Origin of the sequence: Chryseobacterium gotjawalense (genome assembly GCF_030012525.1) — a bacterium.
Lineage (GTDB): Bacteria > Bacteroidota > Bacteroidia > Flavobacteriales > Weeksellaceae > Kaistella > Kaistella gotjawalense.
On sequence record NZ_CP124855.1, the window covers coordinates 1,558,231 to 1,579,331 of the forward strand.

The 21,101-nt window shown below is 33.9% G+C and carries 20 protein-coding genes; all 20 read right to left on the reverse strand.

The genetic code is table 11. The features are described 5' to 3' along the window. Nucleotides 1-4 precede the first annotated feature (4 nt). Complete coding sequence (locus tag QGN23_RS07195) at nucleotides 5-871, reverse strand: glycosyltransferase family 2 protein (RefSeq protein WP_282906299.1); 867 nt, start codon at nucleotides 869-871, stop codon at nucleotides 5-7. Beyond that, nucleotides 850-1,899 (reverse strand): glycosyltransferase family 2 protein, encoded by a 1,050-nt coding sequence (locus QGN23_RS07200; protein ID WP_282906300.1) that lies wholly within the window; start codon nucleotides 1,897-1,899, stop codon nucleotides 850-852. Before QGN23_RS07200 ends, QGN23_RS07195 begins: the two co-directional genes overlap by 22 nt. Before the next feature lie 11 nt (nucleotides 1,900-1,910). Further along, nucleotides 1,911-3,326: a flippase gene (locus QGN23_RS07205; protein WP_282906301.1), complete on the reverse strand. Its 1,416-nt coding sequence runs from the start codon at nucleotides 3,324-3,326 to the stop codon at nucleotides 1,911-1,913. 291 nt (nucleotides 3,327-3,617) lie between these two features. Next, entirely contained in the window at nucleotides 3,618-4,523 is a 906-nt protein-coding gene (locus QGN23_RS07210) for an NAD-dependent epimerase/dehydratase family protein (RefSeq protein WP_282906302.1), read from the reverse strand. Then, nucleotides 4,523-5,341 (reverse strand): glycosyltransferase, encoded by an 819-nt coding sequence (locus QGN23_RS07215; RefSeq protein ID WP_282906303.1) that lies wholly within the window; start codon nucleotides 5,339-5,341, stop codon nucleotides 4,523-4,525. The genes QGN23_RS07210 and QGN23_RS07215 overlap by 1 nt, the downstream gene beginning before the upstream one ends. Further along, complete coding sequence (locus QGN23_RS07220; protein WP_282906304.1) at nucleotides 5,334-5,948, reverse strand: DapH/DapD/GlmU-related protein; 615 nt, start codon at nucleotides 5,946-5,948, stop codon at nucleotides 5,334-5,336. The genes QGN23_RS07215 and QGN23_RS07220 overlap by 8 nt, the downstream gene beginning before the upstream one ends. Beyond that, on the reverse strand, nucleotides 5,932-6,987 hold the full coding sequence (locus QGN23_RS07225) for a glycosyltransferase family 4 protein (RefSeq protein WP_282906305.1): 1,056 nt from the start codon (nucleotides 6,985-6,987) through the stop codon (nucleotides 5,932-5,934). The genes QGN23_RS07220 and QGN23_RS07225 overlap by 17 nt, the downstream gene beginning before the upstream one ends. Before the next feature lie 26 nt (nucleotides 6,988-7,013). Further along, nucleotides 7,014-7,814, reverse strand: coding sequence for an IS3 family transposase (locus QGN23_RS07230; RefSeq protein WP_396127348.1), 801 nt, complete (start codon nucleotides 7,812-7,814; stop codon nucleotides 7,014-7,016). A gap of 27 nt (nucleotides 7,815-7,841) precedes the next feature. Beyond that, the gene (gene wzy, locus QGN23_RS07235) at nucleotides 7,842-9,044 is read right to left on the reverse strand and encodes an oligosaccharide repeat unit polymerase (RefSeq protein WP_282906306.1); all 1,203 of its coding nucleotides are present in this window, start codon (nucleotides 9,042-9,044) and stop codon (nucleotides 7,842-7,844) included. After that, entirely contained in the window at nucleotides 9,028-10,179 is a 1,152-nt protein-coding gene (locus QGN23_RS07240) for a hypothetical protein (RefSeq protein WP_282906307.1), read from the reverse strand. Before QGN23_RS07240 ends, wzy begins: the two co-directional genes overlap by 17 nt. Continuing rightward, complete coding sequence (locus QGN23_RS07245; RefSeq protein WP_282906308.1) at nucleotides 10,179-11,312, reverse strand: glycosyltransferase; 1,134 nt, start codon at nucleotides 11,310-11,312, stop codon at nucleotides 10,179-10,181. Before QGN23_RS07245 ends, QGN23_RS07240 begins: the two co-directional genes overlap by 1 nt. After that, nucleotides 11,309-12,778 (reverse strand): oligosaccharide flippase family protein, encoded by a 1,470-nt coding sequence (locus QGN23_RS07250; RefSeq protein WP_282906309.1) that lies wholly within the window; start codon nucleotides 12,776-12,778, stop codon nucleotides 11,309-11,311. Before QGN23_RS07250 ends, QGN23_RS07245 begins: the two co-directional genes overlap by 4 nt. An 82-nt stretch (nucleotides 12,779-12,860) precedes the next feature. Then, nucleotides 12,861-13,364: a GNAT family N-acetyltransferase gene (locus QGN23_RS07255; RefSeq protein WP_282906310.1), complete on the reverse strand. Its 504-nt coding sequence runs from the start codon at nucleotides 13,362-13,364 to the stop codon at nucleotides 12,861-12,863. Between the two features lie 8 nt (nucleotides 13,365-13,372). Further along, nucleotides 13,373-14,437, reverse strand: a complete 1,065-nt coding sequence (locus QGN23_RS07260) for a DegT/DnrJ/EryC1/StrS family aminotransferase (protein ID WP_282906311.1) — start codon at nucleotides 14,435-14,437, stop codon at nucleotides 13,373-13,375. Beyond that, nucleotides 14,437-15,525, reverse strand: coding sequence for a DegT/DnrJ/EryC1/StrS family aminotransferase (locus tag QGN23_RS07265; RefSeq protein WP_282906312.1), 1,089 nt, complete (start codon nucleotides 15,523-15,525; stop codon nucleotides 14,437-14,439). The genes QGN23_RS07260 and QGN23_RS07265 overlap by 1 nt, the downstream gene beginning before the upstream one ends. Nucleotides 15,526-15,531: 6 nt before the next feature. After that, nucleotides 15,532-16,554, reverse strand: coding sequence for a polysaccharide biosynthesis protein (locus QGN23_RS07270; RefSeq protein ID WP_282906313.1), 1,023 nt, complete (start codon nucleotides 16,552-16,554; stop codon nucleotides 15,532-15,534). A 5-nt stretch (nucleotides 16,555-16,559) separates the two neighbouring features. Beyond that, entirely contained in the window at nucleotides 16,560-17,552 is a 993-nt protein-coding gene (locus QGN23_RS07275; protein WP_282906314.1) for a mannose-1-phosphate guanylyltransferase, read from the reverse strand. Further along, on the reverse strand, nucleotides 17,549-17,890 hold the full coding sequence (locus QGN23_RS07280) for a phosphomannose isomerase type II C-terminal cupin domain (RefSeq protein WP_282906315.1): 342 nt from the start codon (nucleotides 17,888-17,890) through the stop codon (nucleotides 17,549-17,551). The genes QGN23_RS07275 and QGN23_RS07280 overlap by 4 nt, the downstream gene beginning before the upstream one ends. Next, nucleotides 17,891-20,263, reverse strand: coding sequence for a GumC family protein (locus tag QGN23_RS07285; protein ID WP_282906316.1), 2,373 nt, complete (start codon nucleotides 20,261-20,263; stop codon nucleotides 17,891-17,893). A gap of 20 nt (nucleotides 20,264-20,283) precedes the next feature. Next, nucleotides 20,284-21,090, reverse strand: coding sequence for a polysaccharide biosynthesis/export family protein (locus QGN23_RS07290; protein ID WP_282906317.1), 807 nt, complete (start codon nucleotides 21,088-21,090; stop codon nucleotides 20,284-20,286). Between the last annotated feature and the right edge of the window lie 11 nt (nucleotides 21,091-21,101).

Consider the following 21,101-nt stretch of genomic DNA (forward strand, 5'->3'; position numbering starts at 1 on the left):
TCTGCTAAAATAATTTCTTTTTCGAACATATTTTACCAATTTTTAAAGCAAGGACTTCAATTTTGTAATAATCTGCATTAGAGCGATTTGTGAAAAAATAAATATAGCAGGCCATCTGAGCCATGATCAATCTTTTATAAAACTTGTAATGCAAACCATGTTTCACGCATAGATAAGCGGTACCGCAGCGGTATTGAAAGACCCGGTTTAAAGAAGCCAAATCCCCTTTGGATAAAATAACCTGTGGATGGTAAAAATGAATTTCTGGCGTATAATAGGCTGTGTAGTCTGATTCAGTTAAAATTCTGTACAGCCAATCAAAACCTTCTTCCGCACCAAAGAAGGTTCCCGCCCCCATATTTTCATCAAAAGTGAAATGAAGGAGTACTTCCCGGTCCGCAATGACAGTCGCTTCTACAAAGCCACCAGCCATGGTTTTAGGACTTAAGAAAGAAGGTTTTTTTTGAAAATTCAGCACACTGTCTTTTCCGTGATCATCAATACATTTTCCGAAAACCAATGCAGCAGCCGTCTTTTCTAAAACAGCAAACGCTGCTGGATACGTATTTTTAAAAACAATACAGTCATCATCTGGGAAACTTACATATTGTCCCGAAGAATGAAGCACTCCATAATTTTTGGCTTTCGACAGTCCCTTAAAATCTACCACATGATGTTGAACAGGCAATACACCGGCAAAACTGAGTACCAATTCCTCTAAGAAACCGGCAGGATTCTGATCGATAATTACTACTTCAAAACTGAAAGGTAAAGACGCCTTCACTATTGAATTCAACAGCAACTGCAATTCTTTCTTTCTCCCTATGGTAGGAATAATGATGGATAATTTTATAGGTTTCTCAGGAGCCATCTTATATTGTTTAAGGAAACAAGACCAATATTTTTCCACATCGCTATAAGGATGATTAATACCGCTTCCATTTTAGGAATTTTTGAATCGATCGAGAAGTGATAGATATTTTTAAATAAAAATGTAAAATACTGGAAAGTATAGCTATTAATTTCAATTAATTCCTTGTTACTAGGGAAATATTTCCTTACAAAAAGCTTCCTAACCCTTTGAACATTCTTTAATTCTTTCATAAGGTTCTTTCTGCTGAAATCTACTGTTGTTTTCTTTGCGATAGACCAAAAATTAATTTCCTTCTCCGGTAAATCCAAAATACGGTTTAAATAGAATTGAGCAACCTTGATGTGATTCTCTATTTGTACCGTGGAGTGTATATTGGATACCCCCTGTGTATTTAACCTGTATCTGTACAATTTTTCATGAACGATTACCCCCTTAAACTTCTTATCGAGGAGCAGATCACACCATAATTTATAATCTTCTGCGGCCTTAAAATTATCATTATATTGGTGATTGTAAAATATCTTTTTTTCAATCAATGATTGTGGATGGGGAAAAGGGGAGTTGAAAATGGCAGTATATCTTATTCCTAATGGTGTAGACATTAAATCAAACCCTCTTTTTTTAATACATTGAGATTGTTCATTAATTAGAGCATAGTCACTTGAAACTAAATTGGCGTTACTTTCAGTATAAACTTTCATTAACCTCTCAATCCGGTCGGTTTCGCAAATATCATCAGGGTCAAACCGAACCAAAACTTCAGTGGAGGCTAACTCTACCAGCCTGTTCAAGGTATATATCAAGCCCTTATTTTTGTCATTGGTGAACACCTTTATACGCCCGTCTTTCGCTGCATATTCGTTTAATAACTCTAAGGTGTTATCCGAAGAACCATCATCCACACACAGGATTTCTATCCGGGCATAGGTTTGCTTCAAAACAGAATCCAGACCCTGCTGTATATAATTCTCCACATTATAACAGGGTATAATTACCGAAACGAAAGGTGTTACATTGGTAGACATCTGACTCATTTTTACTTACCGAATTTCAAAATTTTTCTTACAAGTTCCGTTTTTGCAACAAATAGGTGAAACGACAAATATACAATTCCTGAAGCGGTTAAACTAACGATCAGCCGAATATAGCTATTCATTTCGGGTACCAAAAAATAAATGGGTATTAACAGCAAACACCCTATAAAAGACGTTGCCAGTAAATAGAAATCAAACCTGTAGGGACTTACTTTAATCACAGCACGGTATAGTAATATGCAGACAATAAGCTCAGTCACCACAAAGGAAAAGGTAGCCCCCAGATACCCATAAGTCGGCATTAACAGAATATTGAGTGTTAAACTGACCACGGTTCCAACGATGGTGGCAGTTAAAAATAATTTTTCTTTTTTTAAGGGCGTAAGAATATTGAGCGCAAATAAATTACTGAACGGAATAATAAAAGCAAGCACCGCAAAATATTGTAATGAAACAATAGAAGCAATAAACTGCGTACCACCCAGTAAAAGCACCAGTTCTTTAGCATACAGAAATACCAGGGCGGCCGCCGGCAAACCCACTACCAAATTAAATGAACTTATTTTACCCACAATAACCATTAAACGGTCCCGGTCTCCGGCGGCATTGGAGGTTCTTGCTAAGGCGACGGTGGTGAGGGAAGAAACAATGATGACAATAATATTAAAAATTTTAAAGGACAATGAAAAATAACCCACATCGGTGGTCGTGCTTAAAAACCCTAACAACACGGTTGTCAACGTTACATAGACGCTGATCATGAACTTCGTGGAAAAAAAAGTAAGCAGTGGCTTGATATGCCTCATTAAATGCAGTTGAGAAGGCAGCTGATAACGGACAGCTTTTCGCAGGAAAAACAGATTGACGGTTGCAGACAAGACCATCGTCCCCGTGGTAATTGAAAAATAAACAATCCCATCGCCCGCATCTTTGACGAAAATGAAAATCAACAGGATACTGCCCATTCTGATGATAAAGGTTCTTAATGCGATGAACTTAAAATTTTCTATCCCCTGAAAAAACCATTCTAACGAAAACAGTCCGGCCAATACCTGAAGTGATGCGATTCCATAAACCAGTCGGTTCACCGACACAACCTCACTGAAATAAAAGAATGCTGCGTACACCAGCAGAAATACACCGGTAAACAGACTATTGATGGTCAACAGTTCCGAAAACACCGCGTTGAATTTAGAATTAGACACTGATCTTGCCTTCGCGATTTCCCGGACCCCATAAATGGGAATCCCTAAAGCCGCAATAGTGATAAAGTATTGGGCAAGACTGTCCGCCATACTGTACAGCCCCATCTGCGAAGGCCCCAACAATCTATTGACATAAGGCAGAATCAGCAGCGGAAAGAGCAACTGACTGACGATTAAAAGGAGATTGTAGAGAAAGTTTTTTTGTAAAGACACTGTTACCCTGAATTCAATGATTAATGTAAAGAAAAACAACAGCTAATAACAGCAAAGACAAGCATCTTTAAATTTTTGATATTCTTGCGTCAACTGTAATGGAACATCTTGAATGTTTTGCTAAAATTATGGATAATTATCCGATCGCTAATATATTTATAAAAATTTTGCAAATAAATATGGCTCACTTAAGGGATACTTCTCTTCTTAAAACCATAACTTTCAAAAATTCTGAAGCTAATCTTCACTGTGACAGGAGATTAGTCATCTCCAGAAAAATTCTATATCCGTTTATTTTTGAAAACTTTTAATAGTTTTTTCTAAACCTTCTTTAGCTGAAATGGGAAGTTGGGTGATGCCTAATGCCGCTTTTATTTTAGTATTGGATACGACGTAACTTTCTGTCAGTTTTTTTAGCCGTTCAGAATTAAGTGGTAATTTTAAAACATCGCCGACTTTAGCGCAAGCGGAAATGAGATTTGCATTGATTTTCCATAACTTTTCTTTTTTACCTGAAACATCAGCAATAATTTTTACCAGGTCATTCGTTGATAAATTGTGATCATCGGCGAACTGGTAGACGCCTGAAGGAATATCCTTATTTTTCAACATTTTTAAAATTAAAAAATTAAGATTATCAATACTTAAAAAAGAGCGCTGGTTGTTAAAAGCTGCCAAAGGCCAGGGAATTCCTTTTTCGACGACTTTGTACAGTAAGTTTAAATTCCCTTTGTTTCCTGGCCCGTGAATCATACAAGGACGAATGATAAAAATTCGCTTTCCTTCTGGCAATTTTTGCTCCAAAATATATTCTTCAGCCAACAACTTCGATTGACCATAAAGTGTTTTCGGATTTCCAATTACATTTTCGAGAAGGGTTCCTTCCACAGTATCGGCAACTGCTTTTACACTGCTGAAATAAATAAAATCATGAATTTTGCTCTCTAAAAAAAACTCGAAAATCCGTTTTGTTAACTCCGTATTTATTTCAAAATAAGAGGAAGCATCTGATGAGTTGGCTGTATCATGAGCTTTTCCAGCAAGGTGAATAATGGCTTTTGCTTCCGTTGGAATTGCATTTGACCAATCTTTATTTCGCAGAGATAATTCATTTATTTCCCAATTTTTAGTTTTCAAAAATTGAGATAGATTTCTTCCTACAAAGCCAGATGCACCTGTGATGATAAGTTTGTTCATTATTTTTTAAACTGATTCAGCGTCTCTTTATTAAATTTAGTTCGTTCTTCATCAAAAAACCAACCCCATTTATTAAAGTAAGTTTGTGCTGAATTTAAGAATATTTTAAATAACCTTTTATTTCGGTTTGCCCCAGAGTGATAACCATGATAAACGGAAACATTTGGGAAGTAAATTGTTTTATATTTCTGATGCATCCTTCTTGATAAATCCCAATCTTCAAAATACATAAAAAATTTGTCGTCATATGGGCCAATTTTTTTAACAGCACCTAAATTCAAAAGCGTAAAACACCCTGAAAGAATCGGAGCATTATAAATCATATCATTGTCCACAAACCGCAATTCATATTTTTCTATAAAGTCATTGTAAATGAAACTCGGTTTCTTAAACTTTCGCATCAGAACACTATAGAGTGATGGCAATAGTTTAGGAAGGTTCTGTACCGTACCGTCTTCATTTAAAATCTGAGGCATCATCATGCCAACATCCGGATTATTTTCCATGTAAGCCACCATCGGCCCAATCACATCTTCACTAAAATGAATATCGGGATTAACAACAAAATGATATTTTGCATTATCTTCAATAGACTTTTGAATAGCTAAATTATGTGCCGCACCGAATCCAGGATTCGATGGATTATGTATATATTTAATGAAATCAAACGATTTAAAAAAAACTTCTAATGTATTTTTTTTTGAATTATCAACAACATAAATTTTATTGAAACTTTCTTCATAATCAGTAAATGATTTGATAAGTTTGGTTAATTCTTCTGTGTTAGTATTGTATAAAACGATAGAGATATTAGTCATGACTTACAGAAATCCATATTTTATTTTTAAAATCATATTTTTTAACCACTTTAGCAGGACTCCCTACTGCTATGCTGTAGGGAGGTATATCTTTGTTAACAACACTCATAGCACCAATAATACTTCCCTCACCAATAGTTACTCCCTGTAAAACGCAAACGTACTGTCCTATCCAAACATTCTTTTCAATAATTACTGGAGAAGAATAAATATCTCTATCATTAGGCTTAGACAAAGGAGAATCTTGTATAATTCCTTTATAAATACCATGATTATGATCCGATATGTATACATTACTTGCAATTAATACATTATTGCCTATATCAATTCTATCGGTTGCAGCTATATGGACATTATCATTAATCTCCACATTATTTCCAATTTTAATAATTTTTTGACTATTCAAATTATCATTTGTTAGAAATGCATCAATTCTACAACTTCTTCCAGTAGTTAAACCCGAGCCAAAGTCTATTAAAAATTTGCCCCTAACAAATATTGGTGTTCTAATTAATCGTGCTTTTCTTAGAAAAAAAAGCGTAAAAATTTTATATTTTACAAGAATAAAATAATCAAGTATAGTATATTTTCTAATTATTGTTTTCATTGTACATACTCTCATATAATTTATAGTAACTCTCTGACATTTTTTTAGGTGAGTATTTTGAAGAATATAAAAATTTTGATTTCTCAGTATATAAATCGTAATTATTGATAGCTTTTCCCAAAGCATCTTTAAATGAATTAATATTTTCTAATTCAAAGTAACAAACATCATCATCATTGAAATTATCACGAAAAACATTTAAATCAGAACAAATAACTGGTTTACCATGCCCCATCGCCTCTATTAAAGCTAACGGTGCAGATTCTGATGTGGATGACATTACATAAAAATCAAAATATTCCATATATCTATCTCCTTTAATTTTAGAGCCTAAAAAAAATACTCTATCTAAAACGTTAAGATCTTTAGCTAGTTTGACTAATTTACGATGAACATCATCTTTACCACTCCCAACAACAACAAATACTAAATCTTTGAAATGCACTAAACCTTGTATCACTTGATGAAGAGCTTTCCTATCATCATAAAAGCAAACTGTTCCTATAATTTTGTAATTATTTTTTAGTTGATTTAGCAATAATTTATCTTCTTCATCTACTAAATCATGACTAATACTTTTTCCATTTTTTATAACTACAGTTTTACTATCAATTACTTGATATTTATCCTTAATACTTTGACTTAAAACAACACATTTATTTAATCTTTTCCAAGCTTGTAACCAGAGATTAGGAACAATCTTAGAATATAGATAACCATATGCATATGCTAAGTCTTTGAAAATATCAGTATGAATTGTTGTAATTAACTTTTTTTTGATTGATAAATTTGTTAAAGAATTTATTGCTAAAAACAAATCAGGTCTAAGCATATGACTATGAATAATATCATATTTTCCAAAATCAATTTTGTCGAAAAAACCTATTCTCTCTATCTCACAATTAAATTTAACTTCTTCAATAGAATCAAAATAAAAAACTTTACATTCTACCACATTAGGTAAATAGTCGATAATATCCTTGCAGACTAAGACGGGGGCCTGATTTGCTAAAGAGGGTAAAATAAATGCAATTTTCATATAGTTTTTCTGTAATCTTCCCTTGTTTAGGCACACTCAAAAGTAGAGTTTTTTGTTAATATTTTATTGTTGTCGTTGTTGAAATTTTGTTGGAATGTGGGAAACTCATTTGCGCTATTTTGATTGAGTTTTCCATATTTCAATAAAAAATCCCGTGGTGTAAGGTATTGTAACGCACTATGCGGTCTCTCATTATTGTACATCCACATCCATATTTCTGCATAATTTCTCATTTGTTTGATGTTCTCAAAGAGGTAAACACTTAAAAACTCTGTCCGGAATGTTCTGTTAAATCTCTCAATCAATGAGTTTTGTGTAGGTTTCCCTGGTTGAATAAAGCTTAGTTCGATATTCTCTTTGTTGCAATAATCTTTCATCTTTCCTGCAATAAATTCCGGTCCGTTGTCCATTCTTATTTTTTCAGGTTTTCCCCGCCATTCAATTAATTGTTCCAATTGCGAGATTACTTTTGCAGAGGGCAAGCTGCTGTCAATAGTGATGTTTAAAATTTCTCTGTTAAAATCGTCAATGATATTAAGGGTTCTCACGCTTTTGCCATTTTCCAAACTTTCGTGCATAAAATCCATGCTCCAAGTAACGTTCGGATAGATGGGGCGAACCAGTGGTTGTTTTATCCGTGCTGGAAGCCGCTTTTTCCTTATTTTTGAAAGTTGCTGAACATCCAATCCACCATATTTGCTCTTCCACTTGTAAAAGGTTGGCTGGCTAATTCCATGCTCCCGGCAAATCTCATTTACCGTTTTTCCCTGATTTTGTTCAGATAATATCTTGATGATCTGAACTTCTGAAAATTTACTGTTTTTCATAGTCTTTCAAATTTAAAAACTATATTTTTAAATGATCCTATTTTTGGGGAAGATTACAGTTCTTGTAAATGTATTTATAAAATAGAATAAGATAATATAAACTAAAATGGATAGTATTATAAAAGCAAATTCATTAGAAACCCCACTCATTACAACATACAATGACAGTATCAATGCCAGTTCCATATTATATTCAAATTTTAAAACCTGAAATAATCTGAAAATAATTATTATGTACACATAAAAACTCAATATATTTATAACTAAAAGAATAGGAGATTTGAGATATGATATATATAAATTACCTTGTGTACCTGCCATGTAGGCAACATTATCTTCCAAATCGCCATAATACAATTTAAAAACCATAATTTCTGGTCTTACTTTTGGAATCAGTTCTACACTAAAAACTCCTAAAGCTTGTTTTTGAAAGTAGAAGAAATCCAAATTTTTAACTGAATCACTGAAGTATGCTGACTCCTGTAAGATCATTGCAGAATCAGAAAAACTTGACATTCTTCCGAAAAATTTACCTGTAACCGGATTAGAATAATCTTCTTCTTGATTCCTCAAGCTATTTCTTACAGCATACAATGTTGAAACTATTAAAGGAAAACAAATAATGCAAACGAGAAATTTAATTTTGTTTCTAGAATACAATTTTCTCACTTCGAAATTATATTTAATAAACATAATCATTCCGATGTACATAAATGACCCTAAACCGGCTCTGAAATATGCCAATATAAGTAAAAGTAAGAGAATTATTAAATCTCTCTTATCGCTTTTTTTAGTGCATAAAATAAAAACAAAAGCTCCATACAGGTAATTAAATCGGTTCATAATCTGTATGACTAGTTTTATACCTTGCGGTGCAGTATATGCATCAGCACCCATTATCCCCACACCATAAAGAAGTGTAACTATAATATTCCAACCCATTATAATAACCAGAAATTTAAAAAAGAAATTCATAGGTACCTGAATTTTTTTTCTAAAACGATTTGTTCTACTAAAACGTAGGTATATGAAATACAAAAAAATGAATGGTATTATGCTGGTAAATAAATTAAAAATCAATTCAACTGTAGTAATTTTCACTTCAATACCAAGAAAATCACCATTATAGGTTTGTGTAAATATTGCGTAGAAAAAACTAATTATAGCAGAAAATATAAATATATATACTAAAGATTTTCCTTTTTGCGTATTACTAATTATTAATTTCATCAAACTGTATTTTGAAAGATTTACCTATCTCCTTAAGATCTAATAAATAAGTAGCATTCTCCAGATTTGATAAGAAAATATTATCATTTTTCATACTCCCTTTAGCTATATAGTCTTTTAGTTCATTCAAATCTTTTGCTAAAAAACCTATATCTCCTAATTTTTCAAAATAATGGCTAAAAAAAGGATTTTCAATGGCTAAAATTGGTTTTTGGTATTTAATTGCATCAAAAAATGTTCCGCTAGGGCATAAATCATAAAGAGTATCTTTTTCAAAAAAATAAATAAAAAAATCTGATTCGTTCAATTCTTTTTTAAAAATATCATAATCCATAAATTTATTTCCTTTTTCTATAACTAATCCGTTCCTATAAGATAAAACTTCTGGCGAAATATTGCCAATATGTTGAAATATTATTTCACCTCTTTTGATTTCTTCTTCTAATAACTTTGCTAGTTTGTATATATATTGAGAATTTTTATTAATCAACCCAGTACCTATGCCTGATATTTTAATTGGTCTTGACTTAATTTTAACTGGTAAATCGCTCCTAAAATTATAAGGATGGTCAATACTGATTACGTTATTAGAGTTGTATTTTTTAAATTTGCTAAAAAAAAGTTTCCTAACCGATTCACCATAAAATAAAACAATAACTTTATTGAATCGGAAATTAAAAAAAAATCTCTGAGCATAGCCAAAAATTTTACTTAAAATTTTTGGCTTCCGCATTGATAAAACCCCTAAATCTCCATGTTGACAAACGATAATTTTTTGATTAAAAATGAAAGAAAAAATATTTAAAAAAAATTGAGTAAAAGGATAAGATGAAAAAAAGAAAATTAAGTTAGACTTTTTATTATGTGCTAAAATGAAAATCTTAAAACTTAGAAATACCTCTCTCATAACTTTTAGAGGAATTGCTATCTTTTTTAACTCAAATTCACCACTATACTTAAATGTTCTCCAACTTATGTTATTATATTCATATTTTTCTGCTAGAATATCTTTGTGCAAGGTATCACAAAAAATGATAATTTCATCATTTAATTCATCAGCTAAAATTTTTAACATACTGGAATTTACACCAATATGCTTATTACCTTGCATTTGCAATTCTGCCGCAATAATCATTATTTAATGTATTTACTGTTATTTTTCATATGAGACATCAATGAATCAACATTATCAATCAAACTTACTTTATATTCCATCTTTTGATTTTTATACTTCTGATTTCTTAAATAATTACCAATTTTTCTTTTTGCATAATACTTAAAAAAAGAAATAATTGTAAATGGAGTATTAGAAAAATGACTAACAAGCTTTGGTTTGATGTAAGAAAATAAATAAGGCTCATTAGCTAACATTGTTGCATACAAAGCAGTATAATTAATTTTCTCTTTTCTTTCAAATTTCTTTAAAATTTCAGAAGCTGTTTGACCATATATTGAAGTTTCCGACCAAATATAAGGTATTTTTTCATCCCACACTTCTTTAATATTTAAAGGGAGATGTTTTTGTTCTTCAATTTTCCCATAATGTTTCTTAGCTGCTGTCCATCCTCCTCCACTATTTTTTGAGGCACCATAAATACTAACGGGAAAGTTTATAAAAAAGTAATTTTTTATAGTTAAATTAAGACTTACTGCAAACCCCATGTCTGGACTAGAACCATTAAGATATTGACCTGTTTTATTTTTTATTTCAAACAATAATGATGTCTTAATAATTCCATGGTAATAACGCGCTAAATTTAGCATTCCGACAGCACCATTTACGAGTACATTTTCAAGCTCCTTCTCTGAATCCTTTTTTATGAATTCAAGATTCAAATTCATTGGTTCCCAAAAAGCTTTCTTTTTATGATAATATGTTTCGTTTACAAAATCTACACTATCCCACCAATAATATGCAGCATTATAGATTAAACAATTCATATTTTTTTCTTTCATTGATTTAACAATATCTATTATGTAGGGTGATAGTAAATCATCATCTCCAATAAAAATTGTATATTCTCCTTTAATTTTAGATATAGCTGCTGTTGTATTTTCTTTTATTGATATAGGATTGGGAGTATGAGAATATATAACTCTATCATCTAATAACAAATTTCCTAAATCTTCCTTGATTTCAGAATTGTCTTGGATAATAAATTCTACATTATCTGAATCTATATATTTTAAAAGAGAAGTAACTACAGGTACTAATGTTGTATATCTATCTTTTGTGGGGATGATTACAGAAAGAAGTATATTTTTCATGCTTTTTTTAAATATTTTTTATAAAAAAACAAACCATTTACAGAGAATATGATTGCAGACAGAATAACGCTTGCTAGCACACTATAAAGAATGCTCCATTTTCCATAGTCTGGGAATATAAAAATAAATGCTGTTAAAATAGTTAATGATATAATAATTGGTAATAAGGTATCATTAAAAAACCATTTATAAAAATGATTTTTTAAAAATTTGTTCGTCAGAAAATAGCCCAAGTATAAAAAAGCAGCTGAATTTATAAACAACCAAGCATAAGTTGCACCTATTAATCCATAATGTTTTATAGAAAAATACAACAGAGGTGATATTATTATAATCATAACTACTCCAAATCGAATATTTGTTTTTGTATGGCCGTGTGCTATAGCTAAATGATAGGGCATATATTGCAGTGCTAAAAAAGCACCTCCTAATAATAAGATTCTGGCTACGCTAGTAATAGCCTCTGTAGTTTCGATGTTTTTTGTCCATAGAAAAATATACGTACCAGTAAAAACTATTAATATGCCCGATATAATACTTACAAGAGTTGCAATAATAAAAGAATATTGATGATAATTTTTAATTTGATCTGCAATATTTTTTTCTTCTGCATAAATTGTCATTTTTGGTAAAATTGCAACTGCAATTGGCAATATGAGAATAGTCGCTGTCTGCCCAAAAACTCCTGCCAATGAATAATATCCAAAATCTTTTATACTTAATAATTTACTTACGAATAACTTATCAATTTGTGTATTTATACCAGCGATAAGAGCCATAAAAAGCATGCCTAAAGCAAATTTATATACATTTTTTAATAAATCGAGCTTAAAAAAAGCTTTTACATTTGACCTTAATACTTTCCATAAATTAAATCTAATGATGAGGGTAAATAGTAAAGTTGATAATAATTGCCAAATAAAATATACTTCAATATTGGGGGAAAAGTACAATGGTATTAAAACAATTCCAGACCTTACAATACTCATCAGAATCTGTATATTATTTGACAATATCTGCTTCTGCAAACCCATTAATCCACTGGAGTACATTATAAACATCATTTGAAGAGCTATTGAAACTCCCATTAGTTTAACACTAAAATATAATGCATTTAAATCAAAATTCCCCCCAACATTTAACCAGTTATCTACAATAATTTTTGATGAAAAGAATATAATACAAAAAATAAAAAAACTAATAAAATAATAAAGTCTCTCAATTGTTTTCAAAAGATTTCTTCTGTAATTTATGTCATTTGAACGAGCCATCTCTCTGTTAAGAGAAGCTGATAATCCGGAGTCTGCTATTAGCATTATAGATAGAAGAACTGTATAGAAATTAATAATACCATATGACTCAATACCTAATAATTTCACATACTGCGGAATGAATAAATATATCGAAACAAACGACCAAATTTTTCCGATATAATTAGAAAATATATTTTTTGTTACTAAATTCAATTTTTTTTTTTATTAATTAATCACGGAAAGATTAAAATTACACAGATGTGGACAATAATTAGATTTAATTGAACAATTATGATTAAAAGTTTCGGTCGTTATATTCTAATGAATCTATTTCAATTGAAAAATTAATATTCATGAAATTAGTATTCTCAAATTTTTTAGTCATTATTTTATCGCTATTGATGAGCTTCCAATTAAATTTTTCATAATAGGGAACAAGATTATCTTTGCAAAGTAAAATCCCTTTCCATTGATTTTGTGCTAAAACAGCATTTACTTCTTCCATTAAAATATTTCCAAAGCCCTTTCCAGTTTCTGAGGTACAAACGTTCCCTATTCCTCTTACTTTGATATTTTTATCGTTGATGATAGCAGTAATATCTACTAGATTAGTATAGGCAATCGGTTTCTCTTCATCTTTTATTAGAATATGGAAATCATTAGCTTGGATATTCTCAATCATCCATCTTTTGTGCTGATCCAAATTATAGTCCCAACGTATTGATTTGAGCCTACAGATCTCTATCAATTGTTCCTCAGATATCTCAGAGTGCTTAATGACTGAAGTTAAAAATTTCATTCCTTTTTCTATAAATTTACCCACCAACCTGATGGTATTGCCACGTATTTTTTCATAAACTCATTCACTCCCGGTAAATCTTTATTGTTATTAAAAACAGAATAAATATTGTTGTTGATGTGAACTCCGGTTGCATAGAAACCATTATCTTTCATTTGTTGTAAAAACTCAGTTTTGTTTTCTGCCAAAACACCATACACCCAATAATTTGGGTTTACGTTTTTACTAATCTTTAAAGCTTTTGCATCCAATTGGTTTTCAAAATGCGAATTCCATTTCTCTGCATTGGCTTTTTGCTTAGCAAATAAACTTTCGATTTCTTTCATTTGTTTTAAACCGATGTACGAATTTATTTCGCTCATCGTAGCACCATATCCTTCGATAGAGATGTCACAATTAGGATTAATTTCGCCATTCTCCAAACGGAAATTGGCTCTTTCAATTCCGTAATCTCTTACCAATTTTGCTTTTTCATAAAAAGCTTTATTATTGAAAGCAATTGCGCCACCATCAATGGTATTCGGCACACGAACGGTCTGGAAAGAGAAAACCGTCATATCTGCGCCGGTGTTTCCTGTTTTTTTTCCTTTGTATTCTGTCCCGAAAGCTTCAATACAGTCATCTATTACAGGAATTCCAAATTCTTTTGCGACGTTGTAAACTTCATCTAATTCTCCTGCATATCCACAAAAAAGATTGTTGAAAATCGCTTTTGTATCTTTTGTAATGAGCGATTTCAGTTGAGAAATATCCATTGCGCTGGTTTTGGGGTCAACGTCAATCCATTTTATCTCGAGATTTTTTACCGCAAATGGTTGATTGCTCGCCAAACAGCTTACAGGGCTTGCAATGATTTCGTCACCAGGTTTTAAATCCAAAATAGACAAAACCATCATCAATGCTTGGTTATACGTCGCTGTAGTCAGAATATTTGGATTTCCTATAAATTGAGAGAGTGATTTTTCAAATTCTCTACCATATTTTTTTCCGTACGCCAATTGGCCGGAATATAAAATTTCGTTGATGCCTTCGGTAATGTTTTCTGGCATAAAAGGTTTGTAGATTGGTATCATTACCAACCGCCTTTTATAACTTCCACCATTTTATCACAATCTGCTTTGGTAACCCACCATCCGCAAGGAAGATGTACCATTTTGCTGTAAAATTCATCTAAATTGGGCAATTCTAAATTAAAATCGTTCAGATACGTATGAGAATCGCTTCTTTTATGAAGTTCTGAAGCCATGATTCCGTTGGCTTCCATTTTTGTGATGAATGCTTCTCTGTTTTCAACCTTGATGGTGTACAACCAGTATGAAGGTTCTGTATTTTGATAGTATTGAATTAATTCAACACCTTTTACATCTTTTAATTGCTCGTCAAGATATTTTCCGTTGGTAATGTACTTTTGTACAAGCTCTTCGATGTTTTCTAACTGAATTAATCCTACGGTAGCATTCACATTATTCATGTGATATTTGTAGCCTTGCATGGTAATATTATTCTCCATACGGCTCAGTTTTTTATCTAAACCAAACCACCGGATGATTTTTCCTTTCTCGTACAATTCTTTATCCTGAATTTGCAAAGCACCACCGTCAATAGTTGTTAAATGCTTAATCGCCTGAAAAGAATATACCGTAAATGGAAAATGATTACCTGCTTTTTTGCCATTAAATTTTGAACCTAAAGCATGAGCTGCATCCTGAATTACAGGAATATTGTACTTTTCAGAAATTTCCTGGATGTGTTTGATATCAACCGGAATTCCTGCGTAATCTACTACAATAATCGCTTTTGTTTTAGAATTGATAGATTTTTCTATCGCATCTGGTAAAATATTTCCTGTAGCAATATCTACATCTGCATATCTAATTTTTGCACCAACTGCTTTAATAGATGTATTCGTAGGTTCTGCTGTTAAAGCGGTACTGATTACTTCATCGCCAGCTTGTACACCAGCTAATATTAAAGCAATATGCAAAGCCGCCGTTCCAGAATTTAGAGAAAGGGTGTGACCACCGCCAATATATTCTTCAAATTTTCTTTCAAATTGTTCTACTGCTTCGCCTTGTGCAACATAGCCGCTGTATAAAATCTCCTCCAATTTCGGCATCAAAGTTTCTCTTGGTGGAATAGAGGTTTGAACTAATGGTAGCATCTTTAATTATCTATTATGGGTGGCTAATTCGTCTTTTACATAATCTAAAGTAAGAAGAAGTTGTTTTAATTCTTCCACATTTAGTCTTTCGGTAGTATCGGAGTTGTATTCGGAATCTAATAATTTTGGACCGTCTTCTTGTACATATTTGGTATAGTTCAAGTCTCTGAAATCAGCAGGAACTCTGTAAAATCTACCAAAATCTTCTGCCTTGGACATCTCTTCTTTCGAACATAATGTTTCATACATTTTTTCTGCATGCCTTTCGCCAATGATATTGATCTCATTATCTGCGTTAAACAATTCTTTCAAAGCTTGAGCAAGAACCTCTATCGTAGCGCCCGGCGATTTTTGAACGAAAATATCGCCTGGTTTACCGTTGGTGAAAGCAAACATTACCAACTCAACAGAATCATCTAATGACATCATAAAACGGGTCATTTCGGGATTGGTAATCGTTAAAGGCTTTCCTTCTTTTATTTGTTTGATGAAAAGAGGAATAATAGAACCACGCGAACACATTACGTTTCCATAACGGGTTCCTGTATATATTGCGTTGATATTTTTAACTCGTTGGTCTCTTGCTTTTGCAACCGCCATTTTCTCCATCATTGCTTTAGAAATCCCCATAGCATTGATCGGATAAACAGCTTTATCAGTACTCAATACAACTACCCTTTGCACGTTATTTCTTGCCGCAGCTTCCAATACATTTTCGGCTCCTAAAATATTGGTTTGTACCGCCTGCATGGGATAAAATTCACAAGAAGGCACTTGCTTCAATGCGGCCGCGTGGAATACAAAGTCCACTCCATTCATCGCCGCATTAATACTGTTGAAATCTCGAACATCTCCAATCACAAAGTTTAGTTTGTCATTTTTATATTCAATTCGCATATCTTCCTGTTTTTTCTCGTCACGAGAAAAAATTCTTATTTCTTTTAAATCAGAATTAAGAAAACCTTTTAACATTGCATTACCAAATGATCCTGTTCCGCCAGTAATTAATAAAATTTTATCTTTAAACATTTATTCTATCTTAATGTTGATTTATATTTTTCAAGCTGATTATATATCTTTTTAACATCCTGAGATTTCTCTTTCTGAAGAATCATAATCGCATCTACCGTATGAACTAAAATACAGTTTTTCATTCCTACAAAAGCAGTAAAAATATCTGTTCCGATAATCATATTTCCATTATCATCAACAGCATGACCATTTGTTCTTAAATAATCATACAAAGATTCAAAGGATCCTAAATCATTCCATCTGAAATGAGCAGGTACCACTTTTATCCTTTTTGAACGCTCCATGACCGCATAATCTATGCTGATCGACGGAATCTGAAAAGAAGCTTCAGCATTTAAATGCTTATTTTCAGATTTCTCCCATGTTGCAACGCATTGTTCGTAAACCTCCGGCTGATATAGTTTTAATTCATCTAAAAGCACACCTGCTTTAAAGCAGAACATACCTGAATTCCAAAGAAACGTTCCGCGCTCTAAAAATTCTTGAGCGGTTTCTGTGTTTGGTTTTTCTCTGAAAGAAAGAACATCTTTTCCTTCATATTCAATATAACCATACCCAGTTTCAGGCTTGGAAGGAACAACACCAAAAGTTACAACAAAATCCTGTTTTGCTAAATCGATAGCCTCTTTAAGAGCCTTTTCGTAAGCATCCTGGTTTTGTATCAAATGATCAGATGGCGTAATGATCAAGACATCATCCGTATCAACTGCCAATGCAGCAAAAGCAATTGCCGCAGCTGTATTTCTTGCAGCAGTTTCAACGATAAATGTTTGAGGTAAAGCTATATCCTTTAAAAGTTGAGTACTCCATTCAATATGGTCAGTATTTCCTACCACCATTAATTCATCCACAACATTTTCATTTCTCTCAGCAGTCAATTCAAACAATGATTTTCCCGAAAAAAGCTTTAGAAACTGTTTAGGATGTTGTTTTCTGGAAAGTGGCCAAAGTCGGCTTCCAACACCTCCAGATAATATTACATTATATACTTTCATGAACGATTATAATCATCTTCAACTCTTACAATATCGTCTTCACCAAAATAAGTTCCATGCTGAACCTCGATAAAAACTACAGACTCACTCGTTTTATTTTCCATTCTATGATGTGCTCCTAAAGGAATTTGTGCAACTTCTCCGGCTTTAAAATCTGCAATTTCTTCATTAATCGTAATGGTACCAACTCCAGAAACAACTGTCCAAACTTCTGCACGATGATGATGATATTGAAGGGACAATCTTTGTCCCGGGTAAACTAAAATTCTTTTTACTTTATGGGTTTCCGCATCTTCTAACACCCAATATTCGCCCCATGGCCTTATATCATGTTCCATTTATAATCTGTCTTTAAGTTGTTCTAACCAATTTTTCTCTTTCACTCCATACCCATACCCATACTTATTCCCATACCCAAAATAATCTTTCTCCACATCATTCAGCACAAAGGCTACATTTTTAATTTTCTTCTGGTCGATATTTTTGTTGGCAAATTCGATTAACCCCTTTTCTGTATAACCTGATCGGGTCACATAAATGGTCGCATCGGCCACTCCGGCAAATAAGAAGGAATCGGCCACTAACATCAGCGGAGCGGTATCGAGAATAATATAATCATATTCAGTTGCCAACTGGGCGATTAGTTGCTCATATCTGCCATTGCTTAACAGTTCCGTCGGATTGGGCGGAATACTTCCGGAATAAATTACATCACAGTACGGATTGAAGGAGGTGACATGTATAATGTCATCAATCCGGGTACTGTCGTCATACAGGTATTCGGTGAGTCCTTTCAGCCCTCTTCTCGATTCATTATAGCGCTGCAACTGTGGATTACGGATATCCGATCCGATAATCACTACTTTCTTGGAAGGCGTTGCTAAAGTCAGTGCCAGATTAACGGAAGTGAATGTCTTCCCTTCTCCTTTCACTGTAGACGTTACGAATACCACTTTCCCCTTTTCTTTTTTAGGCAGGATGAAATTCATATTGGTAATCAGAATTCTAAATGCTTCTGCCATTGGGGAGAGATCATTCAGTTCCACCAGTTCGTTCTGCCCTTTCTCAATTCGCGGTAATTCTGCAATGACCGGTACATGAGACAGTTTTTCCAGATCGTGCTTCGTCTTGATTTTGTTATTAAATAATTCACTCAGATAGATGATGGCAAAAGGCAGTAAAAGTCCAATCACCAGAGCCGCCAACACAATAATTTGCTTTTTAGGCGCTACTGGTTTCTCTGACGCATAAGCGTTATCAATGACCCTGGCTTTATTTCCAGCGACCGAAAGAGAAATCGCTGTTTCCTCCCGCTTCTGAAGAAGGAGAAGATACAGGTTTTCCTTAATTTGTTGCTGTCTTTCAATCCCCCGGAACATTTTTTCAATCGCAGGTAATTTGGTGATTTTCCCGCCCACCTGATTCTGCTCAGACTGGTATTGGTTGCGGCTCATCTGAAGGCCGGTACGGCTTTTCTGCAAGCTTTGAACAATCCCTCCCCGCAGGTTCTGGATCTGTTTGGTCACTTCAACGACCGCGGGATGCTGTGGCGTCGCGGTTTCGAGTAAACGGTTGCGTTCCAGCACAAGCGCATTATAGCTGGTAATATTAACCGTAGACGCTGGATTCGCTAATCCTACGTTGGACGGCAAAACCTGATAGGAGTTCGAATTATTAACATAGCCCAGTAAAGCATCGGTCAGTTCGAGTTGCGCCTCTACCTCCATTTGCTTGGCACGGGCAGCTGCCGAACTTTCGAGACTCAGTTTCGCTTCGGTTTCGATATCGGTTAACCGGTTGGCGGATTTGAACTGTTCCTTCCTACTCTCCACATCCCCCAATTCCTGGGAAACTTTATTGATTCTGTCTTCGATGAACGACATCGTCATTTTCGAATCCTGATTTTTATCATTGATGGCATCTTTATTATACGCTAATACGAGACTATTAAGGATATCTTTGGATTGGTCTATCTGGGGACTGTTCATGGCCAACGCAATTACGGTAGCATCTTTATTAACAAGACTTACATTAATATTCTCCTGCAGATGATTTACTTTTGCTTCCTGAGTGCTGATGGAAAGATGCAGTTCGCCAAGATCGCCTGCTTTTATCTGGTCAAAAGCTGGATTAGGTCTCAGCATAATCACCGCATACGGAAGATTGACTGACTTATTCAACGAGGTTTCAATAGGCTGTTGGAGCTCATCTGAAGAAAGTGTAATTTTACTACCTTTCATTTCCACTGTTAAGGGCTCTTTAGGAAACTCAGCATTCTTTTTTTCGGTAATTACACTCACTAAAAACGGAGCAGTGTCACCATACAATTCCCGCGATTTCAAACCTTCTGTTGAAAGAATAGAAGTCTGAAGGTTTTTTGATTTTACCACTTCGCGGAGCAATTTTTTGGATTTGAAAATTTCAATCTCATTATCCACACTGTTGGTCCCCATACCTCCAAGTCCTGACAGGTCCTTTAACACACCCATCTCCCCGGCGGCAGAACCTGAACTTTTGGCGTCTTTAATCAAAACAGTAGACTGCACATTATAAATCGGTGTTGTTATTTTAAGATAAAACCAAGCCAGTAACAGCGCTACTAAAGCACTTAAAATAAACCACGGCCACTTGAGGACATAAGGCTTGATAATTTCCTGAATATTGATTTCCTGTGCGTCTTGGTCCACAGTCGGTTGAGCATTGTTCTCCATAGTTGAGCTGAGCGTTATTCTTATTTTCGGATAATAAGTGCGATGATGGTAATGGCGATTGAGGCGATAGAGATATATAATCCTGCGTTGGGATCCAAACGGGCAGTCTTCTCTTTTGTTTTATTCGGTGATACATAGATAACGTCCCCCTGTCTCAGATAATAATAAGGAGAATTGATGAAGTCCGCCTTACTCAGGTCGATCCGCTCTTTGGTAGTAATACCGTCAACATTTCTCACCAGCAGAACGTCGTTTCTTTTACCGTATATGGTTAAATCTCCTGCCAGTCCTAAGGCATTCAGCAGGGTCGCATTACCGTCCGGGATAATATATTGTCCCGGCTTGTTGACTTCTCCCAACACAGTAACCTTATAATTGGTGTTGCGGATACTCACGACCGGCTCTTTGATATAGCGGCTTATCGCACGTTTTAGGACGCCTTTAAACGCTTCCAGTGTTTTTCCGTCAGTATTTAAAGTACCAATAATTGGAAAATCAATATTACCCTGGGAATCTACCATATAAGTTGGTCCGGCCACGGGAGTGGGCTGAGGTCTTGAATTCCCTCCTGCAAGTGCTTCCTCGACCAACTGTCCGGAGGAAAAATTCTGATTAAACGGCCTTACGACGTCCTGATCTTTGGCAGAAACCACAATGACCAGCTGATCACCCGGTTGAATGGTGCTCAGTGACGCATTCTGCGAAGCCTTCAGGGCAACACTGTCAATATTATTGAGATAATTTAAACCGTCGTCTACGGACTTTCTCGGAAAGATCCCACAGGAACACAGCAGCGAAAAGGAAAAGAGGTAAATTAAATATTTCATTTTTTTATAAT